20 protein-coding genes, 1 pseudogene and 1 other annotated feature are annotated in these 23,400 nt (G+C 55.0%); of the genes and pseudogenes, 17 read left to right on the forward strand and 4 right to left on the reverse strand.

The genetic code is table 11. The features are described 5' to 3' along the window. Positions 1-174: 174 nt before the first annotated feature. The 6 genes from ACMGG3_RS21505 to ACMGG3_RS21530 all read left to right on the forward strand — a co-directional run bounded on the left by ACMGG3_RS21505 (position 175) and on the right by ACMGG3_RS21530 (position 6,416). Positions 175-861 (forward strand): tRNA/rRNA methyltransferase, encoded by a 687-nt coding sequence (locus ACMGG3_RS21505; RefSeq protein ID WP_032679596.1) that lies wholly within the window; start codon positions 175-177, stop codon positions 859-861. 211 nt (positions 862-1,072) lie between these two features. Continuing rightward, positions 1,073-1,141 (forward strand): thr operon leader peptide, encoded by a 69-nt coding sequence (gene thrL / locus ACMGG3_RS21510; RefSeq protein ID WP_015572623.1) that lies wholly within the window; start codon positions 1,073-1,075, stop codon positions 1,139-1,141. After that, positions 1,080-1,197 (forward strand) — a sequence feature (Thr leader region). Its footprint overlaps the gene before it by 62 nt. Before the next feature lie 24 nt (positions 1,198-1,221). After that, complete coding sequence (gene thrA / locus ACMGG3_RS21515; RefSeq protein WP_153852713.1) at positions 1,222-3,684, forward strand: bifunctional aspartate kinase/homoserine dehydrogenase I; 2,463 nt, start codon at positions 1,222-1,224, stop codon at positions 3,682-3,684. Position 3,685: 1 nt separating this feature from the next. Beyond that, positions 3,686-4,615 (forward strand): homoserine kinase, encoded by a 930-nt coding sequence (gene thrB, locus ACMGG3_RS21520; RefSeq protein ID WP_014168558.1) that lies wholly within the window; start codon positions 3,686-3,688, stop codon positions 4,613-4,615. Between the two features lie 3 nt (positions 4,616-4,618). Continuing rightward, positions 4,619-5,905, forward strand: coding sequence for a threonine synthase (gene thrC, locus ACMGG3_RS21525; RefSeq protein WP_020882536.1), 1,287 nt, complete (start codon positions 4,619-4,621; stop codon positions 5,903-5,905). A 211-nt stretch (positions 5,906-6,116) separates the two neighbouring features. Then, positions 6,117-6,416, forward strand: coding sequence for a DUF2502 domain-containing protein (locus tag ACMGG3_RS21530; RefSeq protein WP_020882537.1), 300 nt, complete (start codon positions 6,117-6,119; stop codon positions 6,414-6,416). A gap of 31 nt (positions 6,417-6,447) precedes the next feature. Here the strand turns inward: ACMGG3_RS21530 and yaaA are convergent, their stop codons facing one another. After that, the gene (gene yaaA, locus ACMGG3_RS21535) at positions 6,448-7,221 is read right to left on the reverse strand and encodes a peroxide stress protein YaaA (protein WP_414149451.1); all 774 of its coding nucleotides are present in this window, start codon (positions 7,219-7,221) and stop codon (positions 6,448-6,450) included. Between the two features lie 66 nt (positions 7,222-7,287). Continuing rightward, complete coding sequence (locus ACMGG3_RS21540; protein WP_032681687.1) at positions 7,288-8,718, reverse strand: alanine/glycine:cation symporter family protein; 1,431 nt, start codon at positions 8,716-8,718, stop codon at positions 7,288-7,290. A gap of 262 nt (positions 8,719-8,980) precedes the next feature. On the opposite strand from ACMGG3_RS21540, the gene tal reads away from it, so the two are divergent. The 3 genes from tal to ACMGG3_RS21555 all read left to right on the forward strand — a co-directional run bounded on the left by tal (position 8,981) and on the right by ACMGG3_RS21555 (position 12,078). Beyond that, complete coding sequence (gene tal / locus ACMGG3_RS21545; protein ID WP_014168563.1) at positions 8,981-9,934, forward strand: transaldolase; 954 nt, start codon at positions 8,981-8,983, stop codon at positions 9,932-9,934. Positions 9,935-10,045: 111 nt separating this feature from the next. Next, positions 10,046-10,633 carry a molybdopterin adenylyltransferase gene (mog, locus tag ACMGG3_RS21550; protein WP_020882540.1) on the forward strand — a complete coding sequence of 196 codons (588 nt, stop codon included), beginning with the start codon at positions 10,046-10,048 and terminating at the stop codon, positions 10,631-10,633. Positions 10,634-10,755: 122 nt separating this feature from the next. Next, complete coding sequence (locus tag ACMGG3_RS21555) at positions 10,756-12,078, forward strand: MFS transporter (protein WP_333178653.1); 1,323 nt, start codon at positions 10,756-10,758, stop codon at positions 12,076-12,078. Here the strand turns inward: ACMGG3_RS21555 and satP are convergent. Then, positions 12,055-12,621, reverse strand: a complete 567-nt coding sequence (gene satP, locus ACMGG3_RS21560) for an acetate uptake transporter (protein WP_020882542.1) — start codon at positions 12,619-12,621, stop codon at positions 12,055-12,057. The two genes, ACMGG3_RS21555 and satP, sit on opposite strands and share 24 nt — an antisense overlap. Before the next feature lie 297 nt (positions 12,622-12,918). On the opposite strand from satP, the gene dnaK reads away from it, so the two are divergent. The 4 genes from dnaK to nhaR all read left to right on the forward strand — a co-directional run bounded on the left by dnaK (position 12,919) and on the right by nhaR (position 18,377). Then, complete coding sequence (gene dnaK, locus ACMGG3_RS21565) at positions 12,919-14,832, forward strand: molecular chaperone DnaK (RefSeq protein ID WP_014168568.1); 1,914 nt, start codon at positions 12,919-12,921, stop codon at positions 14,830-14,832. Between the two features lie 87 nt (positions 14,833-14,919). Further along, entirely contained in the window at positions 14,920-16,065 is a 1,146-nt protein-coding gene (gene dnaJ / locus ACMGG3_RS21570; protein WP_020882543.1) for a molecular chaperone DnaJ, read from the forward strand. Positions 16,066-16,247: 182 nt separating this feature from the next. Continuing rightward, positions 16,248-17,420, forward strand: a complete 1,173-nt coding sequence (nhaA, locus tag ACMGG3_RS21575) for a Na+/H+ antiporter NhaA (RefSeq protein WP_414149452.1) — start codon at positions 16,248-16,250, stop codon at positions 17,418-17,420. A 57-nt stretch (positions 17,421-17,477) separates the two neighbouring features. Further along, positions 17,478-18,377: a transcriptional activator NhaR gene (nhaR, locus tag ACMGG3_RS21580; protein WP_014168572.1), complete on the forward strand. Its 900-nt coding sequence runs from the start codon at positions 17,478-17,480 to the stop codon at positions 18,375-18,377. Between the two features lie 59 nt (positions 18,378-18,436). On the opposite strand, the gene rpsT is transcribed toward nhaR, so the two are convergent. Continuing rightward, positions 18,437-18,700 (reverse strand): 30S ribosomal protein S20, encoded by a 264-nt coding sequence (gene rpsT, locus ACMGG3_RS21585; protein ID WP_008502037.1) that lies wholly within the window; start codon positions 18,698-18,700, stop codon positions 18,437-18,439. 102 nt (positions 18,701-18,802) lie between these two features. On the opposite strand from rpsT, the pseudogene ACMGG3_RS21590 reads away from it, so the two are divergent. The 4 genes and pseudogenes from ACMGG3_RS21590 to lspA all read left to right on the forward strand — a co-directional run bounded on the left by ACMGG3_RS21590 (position 18,803) and on the right by lspA (position 23,318). Beyond that, a pseudogene (locus tag ACMGG3_RS21590) lies at positions 18,803-19,021 on the forward strand (DUF2575 domain-containing protein). A gap of 7 nt (positions 19,022-19,028) precedes the next feature. Beyond that, a complete protein-coding gene (ribF, locus tag ACMGG3_RS21595) occupies positions 19,029-19,967 on the forward strand; it encodes a bifunctional riboflavin kinase/FAD synthetase (RefSeq protein ID WP_014168574.1) in 939 nt (312 codons plus the stop codon). Positions 19,968-20,001: 34 nt separating this feature from the next. Continuing rightward, positions 20,002-22,818 (forward strand): isoleucine--tRNA ligase, encoded by a 2,817-nt coding sequence (gene ileS, locus ACMGG3_RS21600; protein ID WP_410392835.1) that lies wholly within the window; start codon positions 20,002-20,004, stop codon positions 22,816-22,818. Further along, positions 22,818-23,318 carry a signal peptidase II gene (lspA, locus tag ACMGG3_RS21605; protein ID WP_020882545.1) on the forward strand — a complete coding sequence of 167 codons (501 nt, stop codon included), beginning with the start codon at positions 22,818-22,820 and terminating at the stop codon, positions 23,316-23,318. Before ileS ends, lspA begins: the two co-directional genes overlap by 1 nt. Positions 23,319-23,400: the final 82 nt, after the last annotated feature.

A 23,400-nucleotide genomic window follows, 5' to 3' on the forward strand; every position in this document is an offset into this window, starting at 1 on the left:
TAGCCTTCTGTTAACATTCTAACTGATTGTTCAGCCACAAAATAGTTTAGCGTTTTTAATTTGTTCTGAAACGCTATTTCGGTGATTTGTGTTGCATTTTTGTAAATTCGCGCCGCGTAATATGTTGAAGTGCATCACATTTTTATCCGCTAACTGATTAAAAAGAGAGCATAAATGCATCTGTCGATTGTACTGGTCGCCCCAGCCAGAGCCGAAAATATAGGCGCTGCGGCGCGTGCCATGAAGACCATGGGGTTTACCGATCTTCGCATCGTGGACAGCCAGGCGCACCTCGAGCCTGCGGCCCGTTGGGTGGCGCACGGTTCAGGGGATATTCTCGATAATATAACCACTTACGACACGCTCGCCGCTGCGCTGCACGACATTTCTTTTACCGTGGCGACCACGGCACGCAGCCGGGCAAAGTTCCACTATTACGCCACGCCGGCGGAACTGGTGCCGATGTTAACGGAGAAAAGCCAGTGGCTGACGAAGGCCGCGCTGGTCTTTGGGCGGGAAGATTCCGGTCTGACGAACGAGGAGCTGGCGTTGGCGGACGTCCTGACCGGTGCGCCGATGGTGGCGGATTATCCGTCGCTGAATTTAGGCCAGGCGGTAATGGTGTATTGCTATCAATTAGCCTCCCTAATACAAATTCCTCAACCCCAGGCTGAAGGGGCAGATGAAAACCAACTGGCCGCGCTGCGCGCTCGCGTTGACCATCTGTTATTACAACTCGGTGTCGCGGAAGATCAAAAAATGGCGGACTGGCTGCATCAGCGACTTGGGCGTCTTGAGCAGCGAGACACGGCAATGTTGCACCGTTTGCTGCATGATATTGAAAAAAAATTGGCCGAGTAAAATGCTGTCATAAGTTTTTACTATGGCGCATCCGTCTGTCTGGGTGGGGTGCGTCTGGGGGAATCGGATGAAAATAAATCTGCAAGCAGCGGGACGTGAGAACGTCCCGAATTGTGATCAAATTAAAAATTCATTGACTTAAGGTGCCCAATCCTTTAACCCTAAAAGAATACAGCACAGACAGATAATAATGACAGAGTACACAACATCCATGAAACGCATCAGCATCACCACCATTACAACAACCATCATCATTACCACAGGAAATGATGCGGGCTGACGCGTACAGGAAAAACAGAAAAAAGCCCGCACCCAAACAGTGCGGGCTTTTTTTTCGGCTAAAGGAAACGAGGTAGAACCATGCGAGTGTTGAAGTTCGGCGGTACATCAGTGGCAAATGCAGAACGTTTTCTGCGTGTTGCCGATATCCTGGAGAGCAACGCCAGGCAGGGGCAGGTCGCGACCGTGCTCTCTGCCCCGGCAAAAATCACCAACCACCTGGTGGCGATGATTGAAAAGACCATCGGTGGCCAGGATGCACTCCCGAACTTGAGCGACGCCGAGCGTATCTTCGCTGAGCTGCTGCAGGGACTGGCGGAGGCGCAGCCGGGTTTCCCGCTCGCACAGCTGAAATCCTTTGTTGAGCAAGAGTTCGCCCAAATCAAACACGTGCTGCACGGTATCAGCCTTTTAGGTCAGTGCCCGGACAGCATCAACGCGGCGTTAATCTGCCGTGGTGAAAAATTGTCGATTGCCATCATGGCGGGCCTGCTGGAAGCGCGTGGCCACAATGTGTCGGTTATCGATCCCGTTGAAAAACTGCTGGCAGTGGGTCACTACCTCGAGTCTACCGTTGATATAGCCGAATCAACCCGCCGCATTGCCGCGAGCAAAATTCCGTCTGACCATATGATCCTGATGGCGGGCTTCACCGCCGGAAACGAGAAGGGTGAACTTGTCGTACTGGGCCGTAACGGCTCCGACTACTCTGCTGCCGTGCTGGCAGCCTGTTTGCGCGCCGACTGTTGTGAGATCTGGACTGACGTCGACGGTGTATACACCTGCGATCCGCGCCAGGTGCCGGACGCCAGGCTGCTGAAGTCGATGTCATACCAGGAAGCGATGGAGCTTTCCTACTTCGGCGCTAAAGTTCTTCACCCTCGCACCATCTCTCCCATTGCCCAGTTCCAGATCCCTTGCCTGATTAAAAACACCGGTAACCCGCAAGCGCCAGGCACGCTGATTGGTGCCAGTACCGATGAAGACGGCTTGCCGGTGAAAGGCATTTCTAACCTGAACAATATGGCCATGTTCAGCGTTTCCGGCCCGGGAATGAAAGGCATGGTCGGTATGGCGGCCCGCGTTTTCGCGGCCATGTCCCGCAACGGTATCTCGGTTGTGCTGATCACTCAGTCCTCTTCTGAATACAGCATCAGCTTCTGCGTACCTCAGGGGGATTGCCTGCGCGCCCGTCGTGCGCTGGAAGAAGAGTTTTACCTTGAGCTGAAAGAAGAGCTGCTGGAGCCGCTTTCTATCCAGGAACGCCTGGCGGTTATCTCGGTGGTGGGCGACGGTATGCGTACGCTGCGCGGTATCTCGGCCAAATTCTTTGCCGCGCTGGCCAGGGCCAACATCAACATTGTGGCCATTGCCCAGGGGTCATCTGAGCGTTCAATCTCGGTGGTCGTTGACAACGACGATGCGACAACCGGCGTTCGCGTGGTTCATCAGATGCTGTTCAACACCGATCAGGTGATCGAGCTGTTCCTGATTGGCGTGGGCGGTGTGGGTGGCGCGCTGCTGGAGCAGGTGAAGCGTCAGCAGGAGTGGTTGAAGAAAAAGCACATTGATCTGCGCGTGTGCGGTATCGCGAACTCAAAAGCGCTGCTGACCAACGTTCATGGCCTGAACCTGGAAAACTGGCAGGCTGAGATGAATGATGCCAAAGAGCCCTTTAATCTGGGCCGGTTAATCCGTCTGGTGAAAGAGTATCACCTGCTTAACCCGGTCATTGTCGACTGTACCTCGAACCAGGCGGTGGCCGATCAGTACGCCGATTTCCTGCGCGAAGGTTTCCACGTGGTGACGCCAAACAAAAAGGCCAACACCTCGTCGATGGATTACTATCACCAGCTGCGTCTGGCGGCGAGCAAGTCACGGCGTAAGTTCCTCTACGACACCAACGTGGGCGCGGGCCTGCCGGTGATCGAGAACCTGCAAAACCTGCTGAACGCGGGGGATGAACTGCAGCGTTTCTCCGGCATTCTTTCCGGCTCGCTGTCGTTTATCTTCGGCAAGCTGGATGAGGGCATGAGCCTGTCGGAAGCAACCCGTGCCGCGCGTGAACTGGGGTACACCGAGCCGGATCCGCGAGACGATCTCTCCGGTATGGATGTGGCGCGTAAGTTGCTCATACTGGTGCGTGAAACGGGCCGTGAGCTGGAGCTTTCCGATATCGTGATTGAGCCTGTTCTGCCTGCCGGGTTTGACGACAGCGGTGACGTGAACACCTTTATGGCCAATTTAGCGCAGCTAGACGACGCCTTTGCCGCACGCGTTGCGAAAGCCCGTGATGAAGGTAAGGTATTGCGCTATGTTGGCAATATTGAAGACGATGGTATGTGCCGCGTGAAGATTGCTGAAGTCGATGGCAACGACCCGCTGTTCAAAGTAAAAAACGGCGAAAACGCCCTCGCGTTTTACAGCCACTATTATCAGCCACTGCCGCTGGTGCTTCGCGGCTATGGCGCAGGGAATGATGTTACCGCGGCGGGTGTATTTGCCGATTTGCTGCGTACCCTGTCATGGAAGTTAGGAGTTTAACATGGTGAAAGTTTATGCCCCGGCTTCCAGCGCCAATATGAGCGTCGGATTTGATGTGCTGGGTGCGGCGGTGACGCCGGTGGATGGTTCGCTGCTGGGCGATACGGTAACGGTTGAAGCGGCAGAGAGCTTTAGCCTGAATAACGTGGGCCGCTTCGCCAGCAAACTGCCGACAGACCCGCGCGAGAATATCGTTTATCAGTGCTGGGAGCGGTTCTGTCAGGAGATCGGCAAAAATGTGCCGGTCGCCATGACGCTGGAAAAAAGTATGCCGATTGGCTCTGGTCTGGGTTCCAGCGCTTGCTCCGTGGTCGCCGGACTGGTGGCCATGAATGAGCACTGCGGCAAGCCGCTGAATAATAACCGTCTGCTCGGGTTAATGGGCGAGCTGGAAGGGCGCATCTCCGGCAGCATTCATTATGACAACGTCGCCCCCTGCTTCCTCGGCGGTATGCAGCTGATGATTGAAGAAAATGGCATCATCAGCCAGCAGGTGCCAGGGTTTGATGAGTGGCTGTGGGTGCTGGCCTATCCCGGCATTAAGGTATCTACCGCTGAAGCGCGTGCGATCCTGCCTGCGCAGTATCGTCGTCAGGACTGTATCGCTCACGGACGTCATCTGGCCGGCTTTATTCACGCCTGCTACACCCGTCAGCCGCAGCTGGCAGCAAAATTAATGAAAGACGTTATCGCCGAGCCGTACCGCACTAAGCTGTTGCCTGGCTTTAACGAGGCGCGACAGGCGTCAATGGATACCGGCGCACTGGCGTGCGGTATCTCCGGCTCCGGCCCGACGCTGTTCGCCCTGTGCGATAAGCCAGACACGGCGCAGCGCGTGGCGGACTGGCTCTCTAAACACTACCTGCAAAATCAGGAAGGCTTTGTTCATATTTGCCGTCTGGACACGGCTGGCGCACGAGTACTGGGATAACGAATGAAACTCTACAACCTTAAAGATCATAACGAGCAGGTCAGCTTCGCGCAGGCAGTGACTCAGGGACTGGGCAAAAATCAGGGGCTGTTCTTCCCCCATGACCTGCCGGAATTTCAGCTGACCGACATTGATGAACTGCTGAAGCAGGACTTTGTCACCCGCAGCACTAAAATTCTCTCTGCCTTTATCGGCGATGAAATCCCGCAGGAGCTGCTGGAAGAGCGCGTGCGTGCAGCGTTCGCTTTCCCGGCACCGGTTAAGCAGGTTGAGCCGGATGTCGGCTGCCTTGAGCTGTTCCACGGTCCAACCCTGGCGTTTAAAGACTTCGGTGGCCGCTTTATGGCGCAGATGCTGACCCACATCAGCGGCGACAAACCGGTAACGATTCTGACGGCGACCTCCGGCGATACCGGTGCGGCCGTTGCCCATGCGTTCTATGGTCTGAAGAACGTTCGCGTGGTGATCCTCTACCCGAAAGGCAAAATCAGTCCGCTGCAGGAAAAACTGTTCTGTACGCTCGGGGGCAACATTGAAACCGTGGCGATTGACGGCGATTTCGATGCCTGTCAGGCGCTGGTCAAGCAGGCCTTCGATGATGAAGAGCTGAAAGTGGCGCTGGGTCTGAACTCGGCGAACTCCATTAACATCAGCCGTCTGCTGGCGCAGATCTGCTACTACTTCGAAGCGGTTGCACAGCTGCCACAGGAGGCGCGCAATCAGCTGGTCGTCTCCGTACCAAGCGGCAACTTTGGTGACCTGACGGCGGGCCTGCTGGCGAAATCGCTCGGCCTGCCGGTAAAACGCTTTATCGCCGCCACCAACGCCAACGACACCGTGCCGCGCTTCCTGAAAGACGGTAAATGGGCGCCGAACGCCACGCAGGCGACGCTTTCGAATGCGATGGACGTAAGCCAGCCGAACAACTGGCCGCGTGTGGAAGAGCTGTTCCGCCGTAAGGTCTGGCGTCTGGGCGATCTGGGTTACGCCGCGGTGACGGATGAGACCACCAAAGCCACCCTGCGTGAGCTGAAAGCGGTGGGGTACACCTCTGAACCGCATGCGGCGATCGCTTACCGTGCGCTGCGCGATCAGCTGAATCCGGGGGAGTATGGCCTGTTCCTGGGAACGGCTCATCCGGCGAAGTTCAAAGAGAGCGTGGAAGTGATTCTGGGTGAAACGCTGCCGCTGCCAAAAGAGCTGGCCGAGCGTGCGGACCTGCCGCTGCTTTCGCATGAACTGCCCGCGGATTTCGCCGCGCTGCGTAAGTTGATGATGACGCGCGGATAACGGTTCTGTCCTCCTATGCAGGCCGGGTAAGGTGAAACTTACCCGGCTTTTTTTATGGAGAAATTAAGGAGAAAAATAGCAGTAAAAAAGCAGAAATTCCCAATAAATGCGGTCACTTAGCGATTAGGATTGCAGAGAATAACATCCCCCGTCCTCCTCACGTATTCTCCTTACATCGGCCCACATCGGGTAAATGAATAAGGAGTCACCTATGTCTAAACTGAAACCTGCTCTGCTGGTGCTTTCAATGATGCTGGTCGCTCCGATGGCGGTTCAGGCCTCTGAAATCACCCTCGTCCCTGCGGTAAAACTGCAGATTGGCGATCAGGATAATCGTGGTCACTACTGGGATGGTGGTCGCTGGCGCGACCATGACTGGTGGAAGGCTCACTATGACTGGCGCGATAATCACTGGCGCCCACATGACGAGCATCACGATCGTCATCATGATGACCACCATCACGATCGTCACGACGACCCGCGTCCTGGCCCGGACTGGAAACACCATTAATGCAAAACCCCGCCATCTGGCGGGGTTTGTTTTACTGCTCGTGGCGCTTAAACACCAGTTCGCCTTTTCCTGACGCTTCTTCATCGAAGAAGTAGCCTTCGCTGTTGAAGCCGGTCAGTTGCTCCGGCTTCGTCAGGCGGTTCTGAATGATGTAGCGGCTCATCAGCCCACGCGCTTTTTTGGCGTAGAAGCTGATGACCTTGAACTTGCCGTTTTTCTCATCGAGGAAAACGGGCTTGATAATTTCCGCATCCAGCTTTTTCGGCTTCACCGATTTGTAGTATTCATCGGAGGCCAGATTGATCACCACATTATCGCCCTGAGCACGCAGCGCAGCGTTCAGTTTGTCGGTGATGATATCGCCCCAGAAATGGTACAGATCTTTGCCTTTAGGGTTTTCCAGGCGGATACCCATCTCCAGACGATACGGCTGCATCAGGTCCAACGGGCGCAGCACGCCGTACAGACCTGACAACATGCGCAGATGCTGCTGGGCGAAGTCGAAATCGGCTTCGCTAAAATCTTCCGCCTGCAGGCCGGTATACACATCACCTTTAAACGCCAGAATCGCCTGGCGGGCGTTGTTCGGCGTGAAGTCCGGGTGCCACTCGTGGAAACGGGTCGCGTTAAGATCCGCCAGTTTGTCGCTGATGCTCATCAGCGAGGCAATTTGTGGCGCAGAGAGCTTACGCGCGACGTGAATCAGCTGTTGCGAATAGTCCAGCAGTTCAGGCTGGGTATAGCGCTCGGTGGCGAGCGGGCTCTGGTAATCGAGCGTTTTAGCAGGTGAAATCAGAATCAGCATATCCAGTCCTTGCAGGAAATTTAGAGCGACTTTAGCAAAAAATCGCCCTCAATTGATCGATAGCTGTTATTGCCGTGGCAAATCATCCCAGGTGCCAGGCGCAATTTGCGCCTGGATGTCGGGATAACGCGAGGCATCAAAGACCGGCGGTACGCCCAGTTTGCGCTGACGAAGATAGTCCCGTGCGATAAGCGTAACCACGGGTGAGAGCAGCAGGATCGCCGTCAGGTTAGTGATGGCCATGAGCGCCATAAAGACATCCGCCAGTTGCCAGACCAGTGGCATGCTGAGCAGCGAACCTGCTAACACCATCAGTATCACCCCGAGGCGCAGCAGCGTGATCATACGGCGGGAGTCCACTTTCAGGAAAATAAGGTTATTTTCGGCGTAGAGGTAATTCACAACAATCGAGCTGAAGGCGAATAACAGCAGGATGAGCGAGACAAACCCGGCTCCCCAGCCGCCCGTCAGATTCACCAGTGCCTGCTGAAGCAGTTGTATGCCGGCTGTTTCCGATGAGTGAGGTACCGGGCCGGCCAGCAGCAGGATCATGGCGCTGGCGGAACAGATAATAATGGTGTCCGTAAAAACGCCAATCATCTGAACAATGCCTTGTGCCGCCGGGTGGGGCGGCCAGGACGCGGCGGCGGCGGCGGCATTGGGGGTTGACCCCATACCGGCTTCATTGGAGAACATTCCGCGCTGAAAGCCCGACATCAGCGCCTGACTGAACGTATAGCCCAGTGCGCCCGATGCCGCCTCGCGCCAGCCAAATGCGCTTTTGAAGATGGTTGCAATCACTTCCGGCACCTGCTCGATATGCCGTGCGGCGACGAACAGGCTGGCGGCAACCCACAGCAGCGCCATGACCGGCACCAGCCACTGCATCAGGCGGGCGACACCTTTTAGGCCGGTCGAAATGGTCAGCAGGATACAGAGGGCTAAAACAAGCCCGGTGATCCACTCCGGACACGCAAAGGCATAGCGCAAGGCATGGGCGACAGAATTCGCCTGAACGGTATTAAAAATCAGACCGTACGCGAGCAGTAAAAACAGCGAAAACAGCACGCCCATCCAGCGCATTCCTAAGCCACGCGCCATGTACCAGGCCGGGCCGCCGCGAAACTGTCCGTTTTTATCTTTTTCTTTGTAGAGTTGGGCGAGGGCGCTTTCGGCAAAGGAGGTGGCCATCCCGATAAGCGCCGTGACCCACATCCAGAAAACGGCGCCCGGGCCACCGGCGCTGATGGCCAGTGCTACCCCTGCCATATTACCGCTGCCGAGGCGTGCGGCAATGCTGGTGCAGAGGGCCTGGAAAGAGGTTAATCCGCCCGGCTGGGGCGTGACGCTGTTTTTCAGACTTCTGCCAAATTTGCGAATATAACGAAACTGGATAAACCCGCTGCGTAGCGTAAACCAAATACCTGCACCCAGCAGCAGGTATATCATTATCGAACCCCAAAGGACTTCATTAATAAAGAAAAGGAAATCAGGCATTAACGTCCCTCTTGTTGATGCCAAAATGAATATGTAAGCGCTACCACTGATTGGACATGCTGTTACTTAGCAGCCTGTTAATATTCTGAGTTTATCATACTCTGTCTAAGCGCACTGTCTGCGGTTGCGCTACCCCTCCGTCGTGTTATCATCAGGGCAGACCGGTTACATCCCCCTAACAAGTAAACCTGTCATTTTTCCGCTGCAGGCATGCTGTCGGTAGCGTGAATTATCCAGGGCACGTTAAAAGAGAAACACTATCATGACGGATAAATTGACCTCCCTTCGTCAGTTCACCACTGTCGTAGCTGACACCGGAGATATCGCGGCAATGAAGCTGTACCAGCCGCAGGATGCCACCACCAACCCTTCTCTGATCCTTAACGCCGCACAGATCCCTGAGTATCGCAAACTGATTGACGACGCAGTGACCTGGGCGAAAGCACAGAGCAACGACCGCGCGCAGCAGGTTGTTGATGCCACTGATAAACTGGCCGTGAACATTGGTCTGGAAATTCTGAAACTGGTTCCTGGCCGCATCTCTACCGAAGTTGACGCACGTCTCTCCTACGACACCGAAGCGTCTATCGCCAAAGCAAAACGTCTGATCAAAATGTACAACGATGCTGGCATCAGCAATGACCGTATCCTGATCAAACTGGCGTCAACCTGGCAGGGTATTCGTGCAGCTGAACAGCTGGAAAAAGACGGTATCAACTGTAACCTGACGCTGCTGTTCTCCTTCGCACAGGCGCGTGCATGTGCGGAAGCCGGCGTATACCTGATTTCTCCATTCGTTGGCCGTATTCTGGACTGGTACAAAGCCAACACGGATAAGAAAGAGTACGCGGCATCTGAAGATCCAGGCGTCGTTTCCGTGACCGAAATCTACGAATACTACAAACAGCACGGTTATGAGACTGTGGTGATGGGCGCAAGCTTCCGTAACGTAGGTGAAATCATCGAACTGGCTGGCTGTGACCGCCTGACCATCGCCCCGGCACTGCTGAAAGAGCTGGCTGAAAGCGAAGGTGCTATCGAGCGTAAACTGTCCTACACCGGTGAAGTGAAAGCGCGTCCGGAGCGCATCACTGAATCTGAGTTCCTGTGGCAGCATAACCAGGATCCAATGGCTGTAGATAAACTGGCGGACGGTATCCGTAAGTTTGCTATCGACCAGGAAAAACTGGAAAAAATGATCGGCGACCTGCTGTAATCATTCTGCGTGACCGGGTCCCCGGTCACGCTACTTCTTTCGTACTCTGTCTGAATTTCCCCTCTGCGTGTATCATTCCCTTTAATCAGTACTTTTTTGAATGGAATGGATATGAATACCTTACGCATCGGCTTAGTGTCGATTTCTGACCGCGCCTCCAGCGGTGTTTATCAGGATAAAGGCATCCCCGCGCTGGAAGAATGGCTGGGCAGTGCGTTGACAACCCCCTTTGAGATCCAGACCCGCCTGATCCCTGACGAACAGCCCATTATCGAACAGACACTCTGTGAGCTGGTGGATGAGATGAGCTGCCACCTGGTATTGACCACGGGAGGCACCGGGCCTGCGCGCCGGGACGTCACTCCGGATGCCACGCTGGCGGTTGCCGATCGTGAGATGCCTGGCTTCGGTGAGCAGATGCGCCAGATCAGTCTACACTTTGTCCCGACGGCGATCCTCTCCCGTCAGGTCGGGGTGATCCGCAAGCAGGCATTGATTCTGAATTTGCCGGGCCAGCCGAAGTCCATCAAAGAGACGCTTGAAGGACTGAAAGCGGAAGATGGCAGCGTGATCGTGCACGGGATTTTTGCAAGTGTACCGTATTGTATACAGTTGCTAGACGGCCCGTATGTGGAAACCGATGAGAAAGTGGTAGCAGCTTTTCGTCCGAAAAACGCCCGTCGCGAGACAATCTCCTGAAATTAATCAATATGTGACATTAGCTGAAGCGACGGTAGCGTGGTAAGGGTTTTACGGTATAGTAATTTTTTCTTTACGTTTGCTGTAAAAATAAATCCACAACACAAACCAAATGGTTCGCTATGTCACATAACACCCGACCTCTGAATCGACAGGACTATAAAACCCTCACGCTCGCGGCCTTAGGCGGTGCGCTGGAGTTTTACGACTTTATCATCTTCGTCTTCTTCGCCGCCGTGGTGGGGGAGCTTTTCTTCCCGGCAGATATCCCGGAGTGGTTGCGCCAGGTGCAAACCTTCGGCATTTTTGCCGCCGGGTATCTGGCACGACCGCTGGGTGGCATTGTGATGGCCCACTTTGGTGACCTGGTCGGGCGTAAGAAGATGTTCACGCTCAGCATTTTACTGATGGCCGTGCCGACGCTGGCCATTGGTCTGCTGCCCACTTACGCCTCAATGGGCATTGTTGCTCCGCTGCTGCTGTTGCTGATGCGCATTCTTCAGGGGGCGGCAATTGGCGGCGAAGTGCCGGGGGCCTGGGTGTTTGTGGCGGAGCATGTGCCGGCGCGCCGCATCGGCATCGCCTGTGGAACCTTAACGGCGGGGCTGACTGTCGGTATCCTCCTCGGTTCAGTGGTGGCCACTATCGTGAATACCAGCATGACGCAACAGGCGGTTCACGACTGGGGATGGCGCGTACCGTTCCTGCTCGGCGGGGCGTTTGGCCTGGTGGCGATGTATCTTCGCCGCTGGCTGCAGGAGACACCCATTTTCCTTGAGATGCAAAAGCGCAAGGCGCTGGCACAGGAGTTGCCGGTAAAAGCCGTGGTGGTGCGCCACCGGAGCGCGGTGGTGGTGTCGATGCTGCTCACCTGGCTGCTGTCGGCGGGCATCGTGGTCGTTATCTTAATGTCTCCGGTATGGCTGCAAAAGCAGTACGGTTTTGCGCCGGCGGTAACGTTGCAGGCAAACAGTATCGCCACCATTATGCTCTGCTTTGGCTGTCTGGCCGCGGGGCTGGCCGTTGATCGTATCGGTGCCGGCCTGACTTTCATCATCGGCAGCCTGCTGCTGGCTGCGTCGAGCTGGGCGTTTTACCACCTGGCAGGCAGCCATCCTGAACAGCTGTTCCTGCTCTACGGTACGGTCGGGCTGTGCGTGGGGGTTGTCGGTGCAGTGCCGTATGTGATGGTGCGAGCTTTTCCGCCAGAGGTCCGCTTCACCGGGATCTCTTTCTCCTATAACGTCTCTTACGCCATCTTTGGCGGGCTGACGCCGATTGCGGTCACGGTGTTGATGGGAGTATCCCCGATGGCTCCCGCCTGGTATGTGCTCGCGCTGTCGGTGATGGGGCTGGTGTTAGGCATTTGGCTTCGGCAGAAACAGGGATGTCGTGCCCGCGAGGCGGACACGACAGAAGGATCAGTGTTTTTCACCAATCGGTAGGATGGTGCGGTCAAACTGCTCGTTCAGCACTTCACCCATTGCCAGGTAGATAGCGCTTGCGCCGCACACCAGACCAATCCAGCCGGCAATATGCACGATGCTTTCGTTATCCACGAGGTGGCCGATCGCCAGCAGGGCGAACAGCACGGTCAGGCTCAGGAAAACAAACTGCAGTGCGCGGTTGCCTTTCAGGGTGCCGAAGAACATAAACAGCGTGAAGACGCCCCACAGACCAAGGTAAACGCCCAGGAAATGTGCGTTTGCCGCGTCTGCCAGGCCCATTTTAGGCATCAGCAGGATCGCGACCAGGGTCAGCCAGAAAGAACCATAAGAGGTGAATGCGGTTAAGCCGAAGGTGTTGCCTTTCTTATATTCCAGCAGGCCCGCGAAGATTTGCGCGATACCGCCGTAAAAAATGCCCATCGCCAGGATAATGCCATCCATCGGGAACATCCCGATGTTGTGCAGGTTCAGCAGGATAGTGGTCATGCCAAAACCCATCAGGCCCAGCGGAGCCGGATTAGCCAACTTAGTGTTGCCCATAAGTCCTCAAAAAAATCATCATTAATATGGTGAAATGGTTAAACCCGCGTCAGTTCTCCCTGACGGGGCGCGGCATCATAATGGGCGCAATCAATGCCGTCTATGATCTCATCAGGGTGAAATTAAAAATTTTTTTTACCGTTCCCCCTTGATGGACGCTGGCGCGACCCCATCTTGTAGTCAACCGCAGTGTGTGGACCTGAAAAAAATCAATTGTGGGCAGTTGAAAAAGCACGTTCTGCCCTTATTACAGGTACACAACCACATGTTGACTGAATTTTAAGTGGAGACGTTTAGATGGGTAAAATTATTGGTATCGACCTGGGTACTACCAACTCTTGTGTAGCGATTATGGATGGCACTACCGCACGCGTGCTGGAGAACGCCGAGGGCGATCGCACCACGCCTTCTATCATTGCTTATACCCAGGATGGTGAAACTCTGGTTGGTCAGCCGGCTAAACGTCAGGCAGTGACAAACCCGCAAAATACCCTGTTTGCGATTAAACGCCTGATTGGCCGCCGCTTCCAGGACGAAGAAGTTCAGCGTGACGTTTCTATCATGCCTTACAAAATCATCGCAGCAGATAACGGCGATGCATGGCTTGATGTGAAAGGCACCAAAACGGCACCACCGCAGATCTCTGCTGAAGTGCTGAAAAAAATGAAGAAAACCGCAGAAGATTACCTGGGTGAACCGGTAACTGAAGCTGTTATCACCGTTCCTGCTTACTTCAACGATGCTCAGCGTCAGGCAACGAAAGATGCTGGCCGTATCGCAGGTCTGGAAGTAAAACGTATCATCAACGAACCAACCGCAGCGGCACTGGCTTACGGTCTGGATAAAGAAGTTGGCAACCGTACTATCGCGGTTTACGACCTGGGTGGTGGTACTTTCGATATCTCTATTATCGAAATCGACGAAGTTGATGGCGAAAAAACCTTCGAAGTTCTGGCAACCAACGGTGATACCCACCTGGGTGGTGAAGACTTCGATACCCGTCTGATCAACTACCTCGTTGACGAGTTTAAGAAAGATCAGGGCATTGACCTGCGTAACGACCCGCTGGCAATGCAACGCCTGAAAGAAGCCGCTGAGAAAGCGAAGATCGAACTGTCTTCCGCTCAGCAGACCGACGTGAACCTGCCGTATATCACTGCAGACGCGACCGGTCCTAAACACATGAACATTAAAGTGACCCGTGCGAAACTGGAAAGCCTGGTAGAAGACCTGGTGAACCGTTCCATTGAGCCACTGAAAGTTGCTCTGCAGGATGCTGGCCTGTCCGTGTCTGATATCAACGACGTTATCCTCGTCGGTGGCCAGACCCGTATGCCAATGGTTCAGAAGAAAGTGGCTGAATTCTTTGGTAAAGAGCCACGTAAAGACGTTAACCCGGACGAAGCAGTGGCTATCGGTGCTGCCGTTCAGGGTGGTGTGTTGACGGGTGATGTGAAAGACGTTCTGCTGTTGGACGTTACCCCGCTGTCTCTGGGTATCGAAACCATGGGCGGTGTGATGACGGCGCTTATCACCAAAAACACCACTATCCCTACTAAGCACAGCCAGGTGTTCTCTACAGCTGAAGACAACCAGTCTGCAGTAACCATCCATGTGCTGCAGGGTGAGCGTAAGCGTGCGGCGGATAACAAGTCACTGGGTCAGTTCAACCTGGATGGCATCAACCCGGCGCCACGCGGTATGCCGCAGATCGAAGTAACCTTCGATATCGATGCTGATGGTATCCTGCACGTTTCCGCGAAAGACAAAAACAGCGGTAAAGAGCAGAAGATCACCATTAAGGCCTCTTCCGGTCTGAACGAAGAAGAGATCCAGAAAATGGTTCGTGAAGCAGAAGCAAACGCGGAATCTGACCGTAAGTTCGAAGAGCTGGTTCAGACCCGCAACCAGGGCGACCATCTGCTGCACAGCACCCGTAAGCAGGTTGAAGAAGCCGGCGATAAACTGCCAGCTGAAGACAAAACGGCTATCGAAGCTGCACTGAGCGCGCTGGAAACGTCTCTGAAAGGCGAAGATAAAGCGGATATCGAAGCGAAGATGCAGGAGCTGGCACAGGCTTCTCAGAAGCTGATGGAAATCGCTCAGCAGCAGCACGCCCAACAGCAGGCTGGCGCTGACGCTTCTCAGAACAACGCGAAAGACGACGACGTTGTCGACGCTGAGTTCGAAGAAGTGAAAGACAAAAAATAATCGCCCTGATGCAGGGTAATTAATCGGCACGGGCGTAGGAGAACTCTCCACGCCCGTGCTCGCATGTTAAGGGGCTTAAAAAAACCAATGGCAAAGCAAGACTATTACGAGATTTTAGGCGTTCCGAAAACTGCGGAAGAGCGTGAAATCAAAAAGGCGTATAAGCGCCTGGCCATGAAATTCCACCCGGACCGCAACCAGGGTGACAAAGAGGCTGAAGCCAAATTTAAAGAGATCAAAGAAGCCTACGAAGTCCTGACCGATGCACAGAAACGTGCGGCCTATGACCAGTACGGTCACGCAGCCTTCGAACAAGGCGGCATGGGCGGCGGTGGATTCGGTGGCGGCGGCTTTGGCGGCGGCGCTGACTTCAGCGATATCTTTGGCGATGTTTTCGGCGACATTTTTGGCGGCGGTCGTGGCCGTCAGCGCGCGGCGCGCGGCGCCGACCTGCGCTACAACATGGATCTGACGCTGGAAGAGGCCGTACGCGGCGTCACCAAAGAGATCCGTATTCCGACGCTGGAAGAGTGCGACGTTTGCCACGGCAGCGGCGCGAAAGCAGGCACCCAGCCGCAAACCTGTCCAACCTGTCACGGTTCCGGTCAGGTGCAGATGCGGCAGGGCTTCTTCGCCGTGCAGCAGGCGTGTCCGCACTGTCATGGTCGCGGTACGCTGATTAAAGACCCCTGCACAAAATGCCACGGTCATGGTCGCGTTGAGAAAACCAAGACGCTGTCCGTTAAAATCCCGGCAGGCGTGGACACGGGCGACCGTATCCGTCTGGCAGGTGAAGGTGAGGCCGGCGAGCACGGTGCACCAGCAGGCGATCTGTACGTTCAGGTTCAGGTCAAGCAGCACGCCATCTTCGAGCGTGAAGGCAACAACCTGTACTGTGAAGTGCCCATCAACTTCGCCATGGCGGCACTCGGTGGCGAAATTGAAGTGCCAACGCTTGATGGTCGCGTCAATCTGAAGGTTCCAGGCGAAACCCAGACCGGCAAGCTGTTCCGCATGCGTGGTAAAGGTGTTAAATCCGTTCGCGGTGGTGCGCAGGGCGACCTGCTGTGCCGCGTGGTGGTTGAAACTCCGGTTGGCCTGAACGACAAGCAGAAACAGCTGCTGAAAGAGCTGCAGGAAAGTTTTGGCGGCCCGACGGGTGAGAAAAACAGCCCGCGCTCCAAAAGCTTCTTCGATGGCGTCAAAAAATTCTTCGACGATTTGACCCGCTGATCCGTTAGCTGGTGTTCATCTCAAAAAGCCCGGAAGCGATTTCGGGCTTTTTCTTTTTGTAGCTGTCCTCATGGCTATCACTCGGTAAAACTGAATATATACTCAACATTAATCTGCTTTTGCCGAGCTGTTCGGCCTGGTATTATGGTTTTACCGAAGTATTGCTGTAAGAGAGAGCCTACGTGAAATTAATACACCGTTTTTTTAGCAGTGAAGCATCAGGCGGCATCATCCTGATTATTGCCGCTGCGGCCGCGATGGCGCTGGCCAATATGGGTTTCACACGCGACTTTTACCACGCGTTTCTGGAAACTCCCGTTGAGCTGAAAGTCGGGGCGCTGGAAATTAACAAGAACATGCTGCTGTGGATCAACGATGCACTGATGGCCGTGTTTTTCCTGCTGGTAGGGCTGGAGGTTAAGCGTGAGCTGGTCCTGGGCTCGCTTGCCAGCCGTCAGCGTGCCGCTTTCCCGGTGATTGCCGCATTCGGGGGGATGGTCATTCCGGCGTTGCTCTTCCTGGCGTTCACCTGGCAGGATCCGGTATCGCGTCATGGCTGGGCTATTCCGGCAGCAACGGATATCGCGTTTGCCCTGGGTGTGCTGGCCTTGTTGGGAAGCCGCGTGCCGGTGGCACTGAAAATCTTCCTGATGGCGCTGGCGATCATTGATGACCTGGGCGCGATTGTCATTATTGCGCTGTTCTACACCAGCGACCTGTCGATCCTGTCGTTGAGCGTTGCCGCAGGAGCGATTGCGGTACTGGCGCTGTTGAACATTTGCAACGTGCGCCGCATCGGGATCTACGTGCTGGTGGGGATGGTGCTGTGGACCGCGGTACTGAAATCAGGCGTGCACGCTACGCTCGCCGGGGTCATCGTCGGCTTCTTCGTTCCGCTTAAGCCGCAGGACGGGAAATCGCCTGCCAAACAGCTGGAGCATGTACTGCACCCGTGGGTCGCCTTTATGATCCTGCCGCTGTTTGCTTTCGCCAATGCAGGCGTTTCGCTGGAAGGGGTAACCCTTGAGGGACTGACCTCAATGCTGCCGCTGGGCATTATTGCCGGACTGTTTATTGGTAAGCCGCTGGGCATTAGCCTGTTCTGCTGGCTGGCGCTGAAGCTGAAGCTGGCGTCACTGCCGCACGGTACCACGTTTAAGCAGATCATGGCGGTGGGCGTGCTGTGCGGCATTGGGTTTACCATGTCGATCTTTATCTCAACGCTGGCTTTTGCCCATGCGCCTGAGCTTATCGTCTGGGCGAAGCTGGGTATCCTTATCGGATCGTTACTGGCCGCAGTCACTGGCTATACCTTATTGAAGGTCAAACTGCCAGGACCGGTCGTTCAGGCATAACAGGAAACCGGGAGAAGAACACCTTCTCCCGCTACACGATCAGGGAGCGAAGACACGATGTCTCATTTGAATTACAACCACCTTTACTACTTCTGGCACGTCTATAAGCAGGGCTCGGTCGTGGGGGCGGCAGAGGCGCTCTACCTGACGCCGCAGACCATCACCGGGCAAATCAAAGCGCTGGAAGAGCGGCTGCAGGGCAAGCTCTTTAAGCGCAAGGGCCGTGGGATTGAGCCAAGTGAGCTGGGCGAACTGGTTTTCCGCTACGCGGATAAGATGTTCACCTTAAGCCAGGAGATGCTGGATATTGTTAACTACCGCAAAGAGTCAAACCTGCTCTTTGACGTCGGCGTGGCGGATGCGTTGTCAAAACGGCTGGTCAGCGGCGTGCTGGATGCGGCGGTGGTCGAAGATGAGCAAATCCACCTGCGCTGTTTTGAGTCCACGCACGAGATGCTGCTGGAGCAACTGAGCCAGCATAAGCTGGATATGATTATCTCGGACTGCCCGATTGACTCTACGCAGCAGGAAGGGCTGTTCTCGGTGAAGATTGGCGAATGCGGGGTCAGCTTCTGGTGCATTAACCCGCCGCCGGAAAAACCGTTTCCTGCCTGTCTGGAGGAGCGTCGTTTGCTGGTGCCAGGCCGGCGCTCCATGCTTGGGCGCAAACTGCTGAACTGGTTTAACTCTCAGGGACTGAAGGTGGAGATCCTCGGCGAGTTTGACGATGCGGCGCTAATGAAAGCCTTTGGTGAGGCGCATAACGCCATCTTCGTTGCACCGACGCTGTACGTGCACGATCTCTATTCAGATAACAAGATTACGGAGATTGGCCGGGTCGATAACGTGATGGAGGAGTATCACGCGATATTTGCAGAAAGGATGATTCAACACCCAGCGGTACAGCGCATCTGTAACCGCGACTACTCGGCGCTGTTTACGCCACCGGCAATCTGAAGATATAAAAAAACCCGCGTTAAGCGGGTTCTTTTAAAACAAGCAACAACAAGTGGCGATTAAGCCAGTTTGTTGATCTGCGCGGTCAGGTTTGCTTTATGACGCGCTGCTTTGTTTTTGTGGATCAGACCTTTAGCAGCCTGACGATCCACGATTGGTTGCATTTCATTAAATGCGTTCTGCGCAGCAGCTTTGTCGCCAGCTTCGATAGCTGCGTATACTTTCTTGATGAAAGTACGCATCATAGAGCGACGGCTTGCATTGTGCTTACGAGCCTTTTCAGACTGGATAGCACGTTTCTTAGCTGATTTGATATTAGCCAAGGTCCAACTCCCAAATATGATCTATGTGGACAATTCAAAGGCCGAGGAATATGCCCTCTATACCTTCTTTTGTCAATGGATTTGTGCAAATAAGCGCCGTTGATTGGCGACGCTACGTTACGTAGTGATGGCGCAGGATTCTACCAGCTTGTCGCTCGTGAATACAGCTTTTCGGCACAAAAAACGCAGTTCACGGGCAGATTTTTTTGCTGTGAAAGGTCAGCCTGATGAAATCATTACGGCTTTCTGTTTTGCGCGAACAATCGCCGGTTAACCTTAACCGCTGTACAAGGTATACTTTGGCGATTTTCACTGTTTTGAGCCAGACATGAAGCTGATACGCGGCATACATAATCTCAGCAGAGCACCGCACGGGTGCGTGCTGACCATTGGTAATTTCGACGGCGTGCATCGTGGTCATCAGGCGCTGCTGCAGGGATTGCGTAAAGAAGGGGAGGCGCGTGGCCTGCCCGTTGTAGTGATGATTTTTGAGCCGCAGCCGCTGGAGCTGTTTGCCGGCGATAAATCACCGGCTCGCCTCACTCGCCTGCGCGAGAAGTTGCGCTACCTGGCAGAGTCCGGGGTGGACTACGTATTGTGCGTGCGTTTCGATCGCCGCTTTGCCGCGCTCACAGCACAAAATTTCGTCAGTGACCTGCTGGTCAGGCGCCTTGGCGTGCAGTTTCTGGCCGTGGGGGATGATTTCCGCTTTGGCGCTGGTCGTCAGGGCGATTTCTTGCTATTACAGAAGGCTGGCCTCGAGTACGGCTTTGATGTCACCAGCGCAATGACCTTTTGCGAAGGTGGCGTCCGGGTTAGCAGCACTGCGGTGCGTCAGGCGCTGGCCAACGATGAACTGGATACGGCGGAAACGCTGCTGGGACATCCGTTTAGCATTTCAGGCCGTGTGGTCCATGGCGATGCGCTGGGCCGCACCATAGGTTTCCCGACGGCGAATATACCGCTACGTCGTCAGGTCTCCCCGGTTAAAGGGGTATATGCGGTGGAAGTGGCTGGTCTGGGCGATAAACCGTATTTCGGTGTCGCCAATATTGGCACACGTCCTACAGTCGCCGGTGTCCGTCAACAATTAGAAGTGCACCTGCTGGACGTTGTAATGGACCTTTATGGTCGCCATATAGATGTGATACTGCGTAAAAAAATACGCAATGAGCAGCGATTTGCTTCGCTGGATGAACTAAAGGCGCAAATCGCGCGAGATGAATTAACGGCCCGCGAGTTTTTTGGGCGAGTAAACCCGGCTTAAATGCCTACGTGAAAAATACGGAACCGAGAATCTGATGAGTGACTATAAATCAACCCTGAATTTGCCGGAAACAGGGTTCCCGATGCGCGGCGATCTCGCCAAGCGCGAACCGGGAATGCTGGCGCGTTGGACCGATGATGACCTGTACGGCATCATCCGTGCAGCCAAAAAAGGCAAAAAAACCTTCATTCTGCATGATGGCCCTCCATATGCGAATGGCAGCATTCATATTGGTCACTCTGTAAACAAGATTCTGAAAGACATTATCGTGAAGTCCAAAGGCCTCGCGGGATATGACTCGCCTTACGTTCCGGGCTGGGACTGCCATGGTCTGCCAATTGAACTGAAAGTTGAGCAAGAGTTTGGTAAGCCGGGTGAGAAGTTCACCGCGGCAGAATTCCGCGCAAAATGTCGCGAATACGCGGCTACGCAGGTTGACGGTCAGCGTCAGGACTTTATCCGCCTGGGCGTGCTGGGTGACTGGTCACGTCCGTACCTGACCATGGACTTCAAAACCGAAGCCAACATCATCCGTGCGCTGGGTAAAATCATCGGTAACGGCCATCTGCACAAAGGCGCGAAGCCGGTGCACTGGTGCGTGGACTGCCGTTCTGCGCTGGCAGAAGCGGAAGTGGAGTATTACGACAAAACCTCTCCGTCTATCGACGTGGCCTTCCACGCGGTCGATCAGGAGGCGGTGAAAGCCAAATTTGGCGTGACCTCTGTCAACGGCCCCATCTCGCTGGTTATCTGGACCACCACCCCGTGGACACTGCCAGCAAACCGCGCGATCTCCCTGTCCGGCGAGTTCGAGTACGCGCTGGTGCAGGTTGATGGTCAGGCGCTGATCCTGGCGAAAGATCTGGTCGAAAGCGTGCTGAAACGCGCGAACATCACCGACTATACCGTGCTGGGCACCGTGAAAGGTGACGCGCTGGAGCTGATGCGCTTCAAACACCCGTTCCTGGACTTCGATGTGCCGGCGATTCTGGGCGATCACGTGACGCTGGATGCGGGTACCGGTGCGGTACATACCGCCGGTGGCCACGGTCCTGACGACTACAGCATCAGCCTGAAATACGGTCTTGAAATCGCTAACCCGGTTGGTCCTGACGGCTCTTACCTGCCTGGCACCTACCCGGCGCTGGACGGTATCAACGTCTTCAAAGCGAACGACATCATCGTTGACATGCTGCGCACCAGCGGCGCGCTGCTGCACGTTGAGAAAATGCAGCACAGCTATCCGTGCTGCTGGCGTCACAAATCACCGATCATCTTCCGTGCGACTCCACAGTGGTTCATCAGCATGGATCAGAAAGGCCTGCGCGAGCAGTCCCTGAAAGAGATCAAAGGCGTGCAGTGGATCCCGGACTGGGGTCAGGCGCGTATCGAGTCCATGGTCGCTAACCGTCCTGACTGGTGTATCTCCCGTCAGCGTACCTGGGGCGTGCCAATGTCTCTGTTCGTGCACAAAGAGACACAGGAACTGCACCCGAACACCCTGGCGCTGATGGAAGAAGTCGCGAAGCGTGTAGAAGTTGACGGCATTCAGGCATGGTGGGATCTCGATTCCCGCGACATCCTGGGCGCTGATGCAGACAACTACGAGAAAGTGCCTGATACCCTGGACGTGTGGTTTGACTCCGGTTCAACGCACGCGTCTGTTGTTGACGTGCGTCCGGAATTTGCCGGCCACGCGGCAGATATGTATCTGGAAGGTTCTGACCAACACCGCGGCTGGTTCATGTCATCGCTGATGATTTCCACCGCCATGAAAGGTAAAGCACCGTATCGCCAGGTGCTGACCCACGGTTTCACCGTGGATGGTCAGGGCCGTAAGATGTCTAAATCGATCGGTAACACCGTCTCTCCGCAGGACGTGATGAACAAACTGGGCGCGGACATTCTGCGTCTGTGGGTTGCTTCTACCGACTATACCGGCGAAATGGCGGTGTCGGACGAGATCCTGAAACGTGCTGCCGACAGCTATCGTCGTATCCGTAACACCGCGCGCTTCTTGCTGGCGAACCTGAACGGGTTCGATCCGGTAAAAGATATGGTGAAACCGGAAGAGATGGTGGTGCTGGATCGCTGGGCGGTAGGCTGCGCGAAAGCGGCACAGGAAGATATCCTGAAGGCTTACGAATCTTATGATTTCCACGAAGTGGTGCAGCGTCTGATGCGCTTCTGCTCCATTGAGATGGGCTCGTTCTACCTCGACATCATCAAAGACCGCCAGTACACCGCGAAAGCGGACAGCGTGGCGCGTCGTAGCTGCCAGACTGCGCTGTTCCACATCGCAGAAGCGCTGGTTCGCTGGATGGCACCGATCATGTCCTTCACCGCAGATGAAATCTGGGGTTACCTGCCAGGCGACCGTGAGAAGTATGTCTTCACCGGCGAGTGGTATGAAGGTCTGTTCGATCTCTCCAGCACCGAAGCGATGAACGATGCCTTCTGGGACGATCTGCTGAAAGTGCGTGGCGAAGTGAACAAGGTTATCGAGCAGGCGCGTGCTGACAAGAAAGTCGGCGGCTCGCTGGAAGCGGCAGTTACCCTGTACGCCGAGCCAGAGCTGGCGGCGAAACTGACGGCGCTGGGCGATGAATTACGATTTGTCCTGTTGACCTCCGGTGCGAAAGTTGCGGATTATGCCCAGGCGTCTGCTGATGCACAGCAGAGCGAACTGCTCAAAGGACTGAAAGTCGCACTGAGCAAAGCCGAAGGTGATAAATGCCCGCGTTGCTGGCATTACACCACTGATGTCGGCCAGGTGGCGGAACACGCAGATATCTGCGGACGCTGTGTCAGCAACGTCGCCGGTGACGGCGAGAAACGTAAGTTTGCCTGATGAGTAAAACTCTCTGTTCGACAGGACTGCGCTGGCTGTGGCTGGTGGTGGTAGTGCTGATTATCGATCTGGGCAGCAAGTTCCTGATCCTCCAGAATTTTGCTCTGGGGGAGACGGTGTCGCTGTTCCCGTCGCTTAACCTGCATTACGCACGTAACTACGGTGCGGCGTTTAGTTTCCTTGCTGACAGCGGTGGCTGGCAGCGCTGGTTCTTTGCAGGTATCGCTATCGGTATCTGTGTAGTGCTATCGCTGCTGATGTACCGTTCGAAGGCAACACAAAAGCTAAATAATATCGCCTATGCGCTGATTATCGGTGGCGCGCTGGGCAACCTGTTTGACCGCCTGTGGCACGGCTTTGTGGTCGATATGATCGACTTCTATGTCGGCGACTGGCACTTCGCGACCTTTAACCTCGCCGACAGCGCAATTTGCATCGGCGCGGCGTTAATCGTGCTGGAAGGCTTCTTGCCGAACGCGGCCGCGAAGAAACAGGCTTAAATGTAAATGCCGGGTGGCGCATGAGCCCCCCGGCCTACAGAATGTCTGGCCTCCCGTCTCTCACCGGTGGGTCAAAACAAGC

The sequence above is a fragment of the Enterobacter sp. BNK-18 genome (assembly GCF_047456135.1).
GTDB classification, from domain to species: Bacteria; Pseudomonadota; Gammaproteobacteria; order Enterobacterales; family Enterobacteriaceae; genus Enterobacter; species Enterobacter ludwigii.

Excerpts from the sequence above, each read along its gene's own strand:
- ACMGG3_RS21505 (WP_032679596.1), top strand. The coding sequence starts at position 175 with ATGCATCTGTCGATTGTACTGGTCGCCCCAGCCAGAGCCGAAAATATA.
- thrA (WP_153852713.1), top strand. The coding sequence starts at position 1,222 with ATGCGAGTGTTGAAGTTCGGCGGTACATCAGTGGCAAATGCAGAACGT.
- thrB (WP_014168558.1), top strand. The coding sequence starts at position 3,686 with ATGGTGAAAGTTTATGCCCCGGCTTCCAGCGCCAATATGAGCGTCGGA.
- thrC (WP_020882536.1), top strand. The coding sequence starts at position 4,619 with ATGAAACTCTACAACCTTAAAGATCATAACGAGCAGGTCAGCTTCGCG.
- ACMGG3_RS21530 (WP_020882537.1), top strand. The coding sequence starts at position 6,117 with ATGTCTAAACTGAAACCTGCTCTGCTGGTGCTTTCAATGATGCTGGTC.
- yaaA (WP_414149451.1), bottom strand. The coding sequence starts at position 7,221 with ATGCTGATTCTGATTTCACCTGCTAAAACGCTCGATTACCAGAGCCCG.
- ACMGG3_RS21540 (WP_032681687.1), bottom strand. The coding sequence starts at position 8,718 with ATGCCTGATTTCCTTTTCTTTATTAATGAAGTCCTTTGGGGTTCGATA.
- tal (WP_014168563.1), top strand. The coding sequence starts at position 8,981 with ATGACGGATAAATTGACCTCCCTTCGTCAGTTCACCACTGTCGTAGCT.
- mog (WP_020882540.1), top strand. The coding sequence starts at position 10,046 with ATGAATACCTTACGCATCGGCTTAGTGTCGATTTCTGACCGCGCCTCC.
- ACMGG3_RS21555 (WP_333178653.1), top strand. The coding sequence starts at position 10,756 with ATGTCACATAACACCCGACCTCTGAATCGACAGGACTATAAAACCCTC.
- satP (WP_020882542.1), bottom strand. The coding sequence starts at position 12,621 with ATGGGCAACACTAAGTTGGCTAATCCGGCTCCGCTGGGCCTGATGGGT.
- dnaK (WP_014168568.1), top strand. The coding sequence starts at position 12,919 with ATGGGTAAAATTATTGGTATCGACCTGGGTACTACCAACTCTTGTGTA.
- dnaJ (WP_020882543.1), top strand. The coding sequence starts at position 14,920 with ATGGCAAAGCAAGACTATTACGAGATTTTAGGCGTTCCGAAAACTGCG.
- nhaR (WP_014168572.1), top strand. The coding sequence starts at position 17,478 with ATGTCTCATTTGAATTACAACCACCTTTACTACTTCTGGCACGTCTAT.
- ribF (WP_014168574.1), top strand. The coding sequence starts at position 19,029 with ATGAAGCTGATACGCGGCATACATAATCTCAGCAGAGCACCGCACGGG.
- ileS (WP_410392835.1), top strand. The coding sequence starts at position 20,002 with ATGAGTGACTATAAATCAACCCTGAATTTGCCGGAAACAGGGTTCCCG.
- lspA (WP_020882545.1), top strand. The coding sequence starts at position 22,818 with ATGAGTAAAACTCTCTGTTCGACAGGACTGCGCTGGCTGTGGCTGGTG.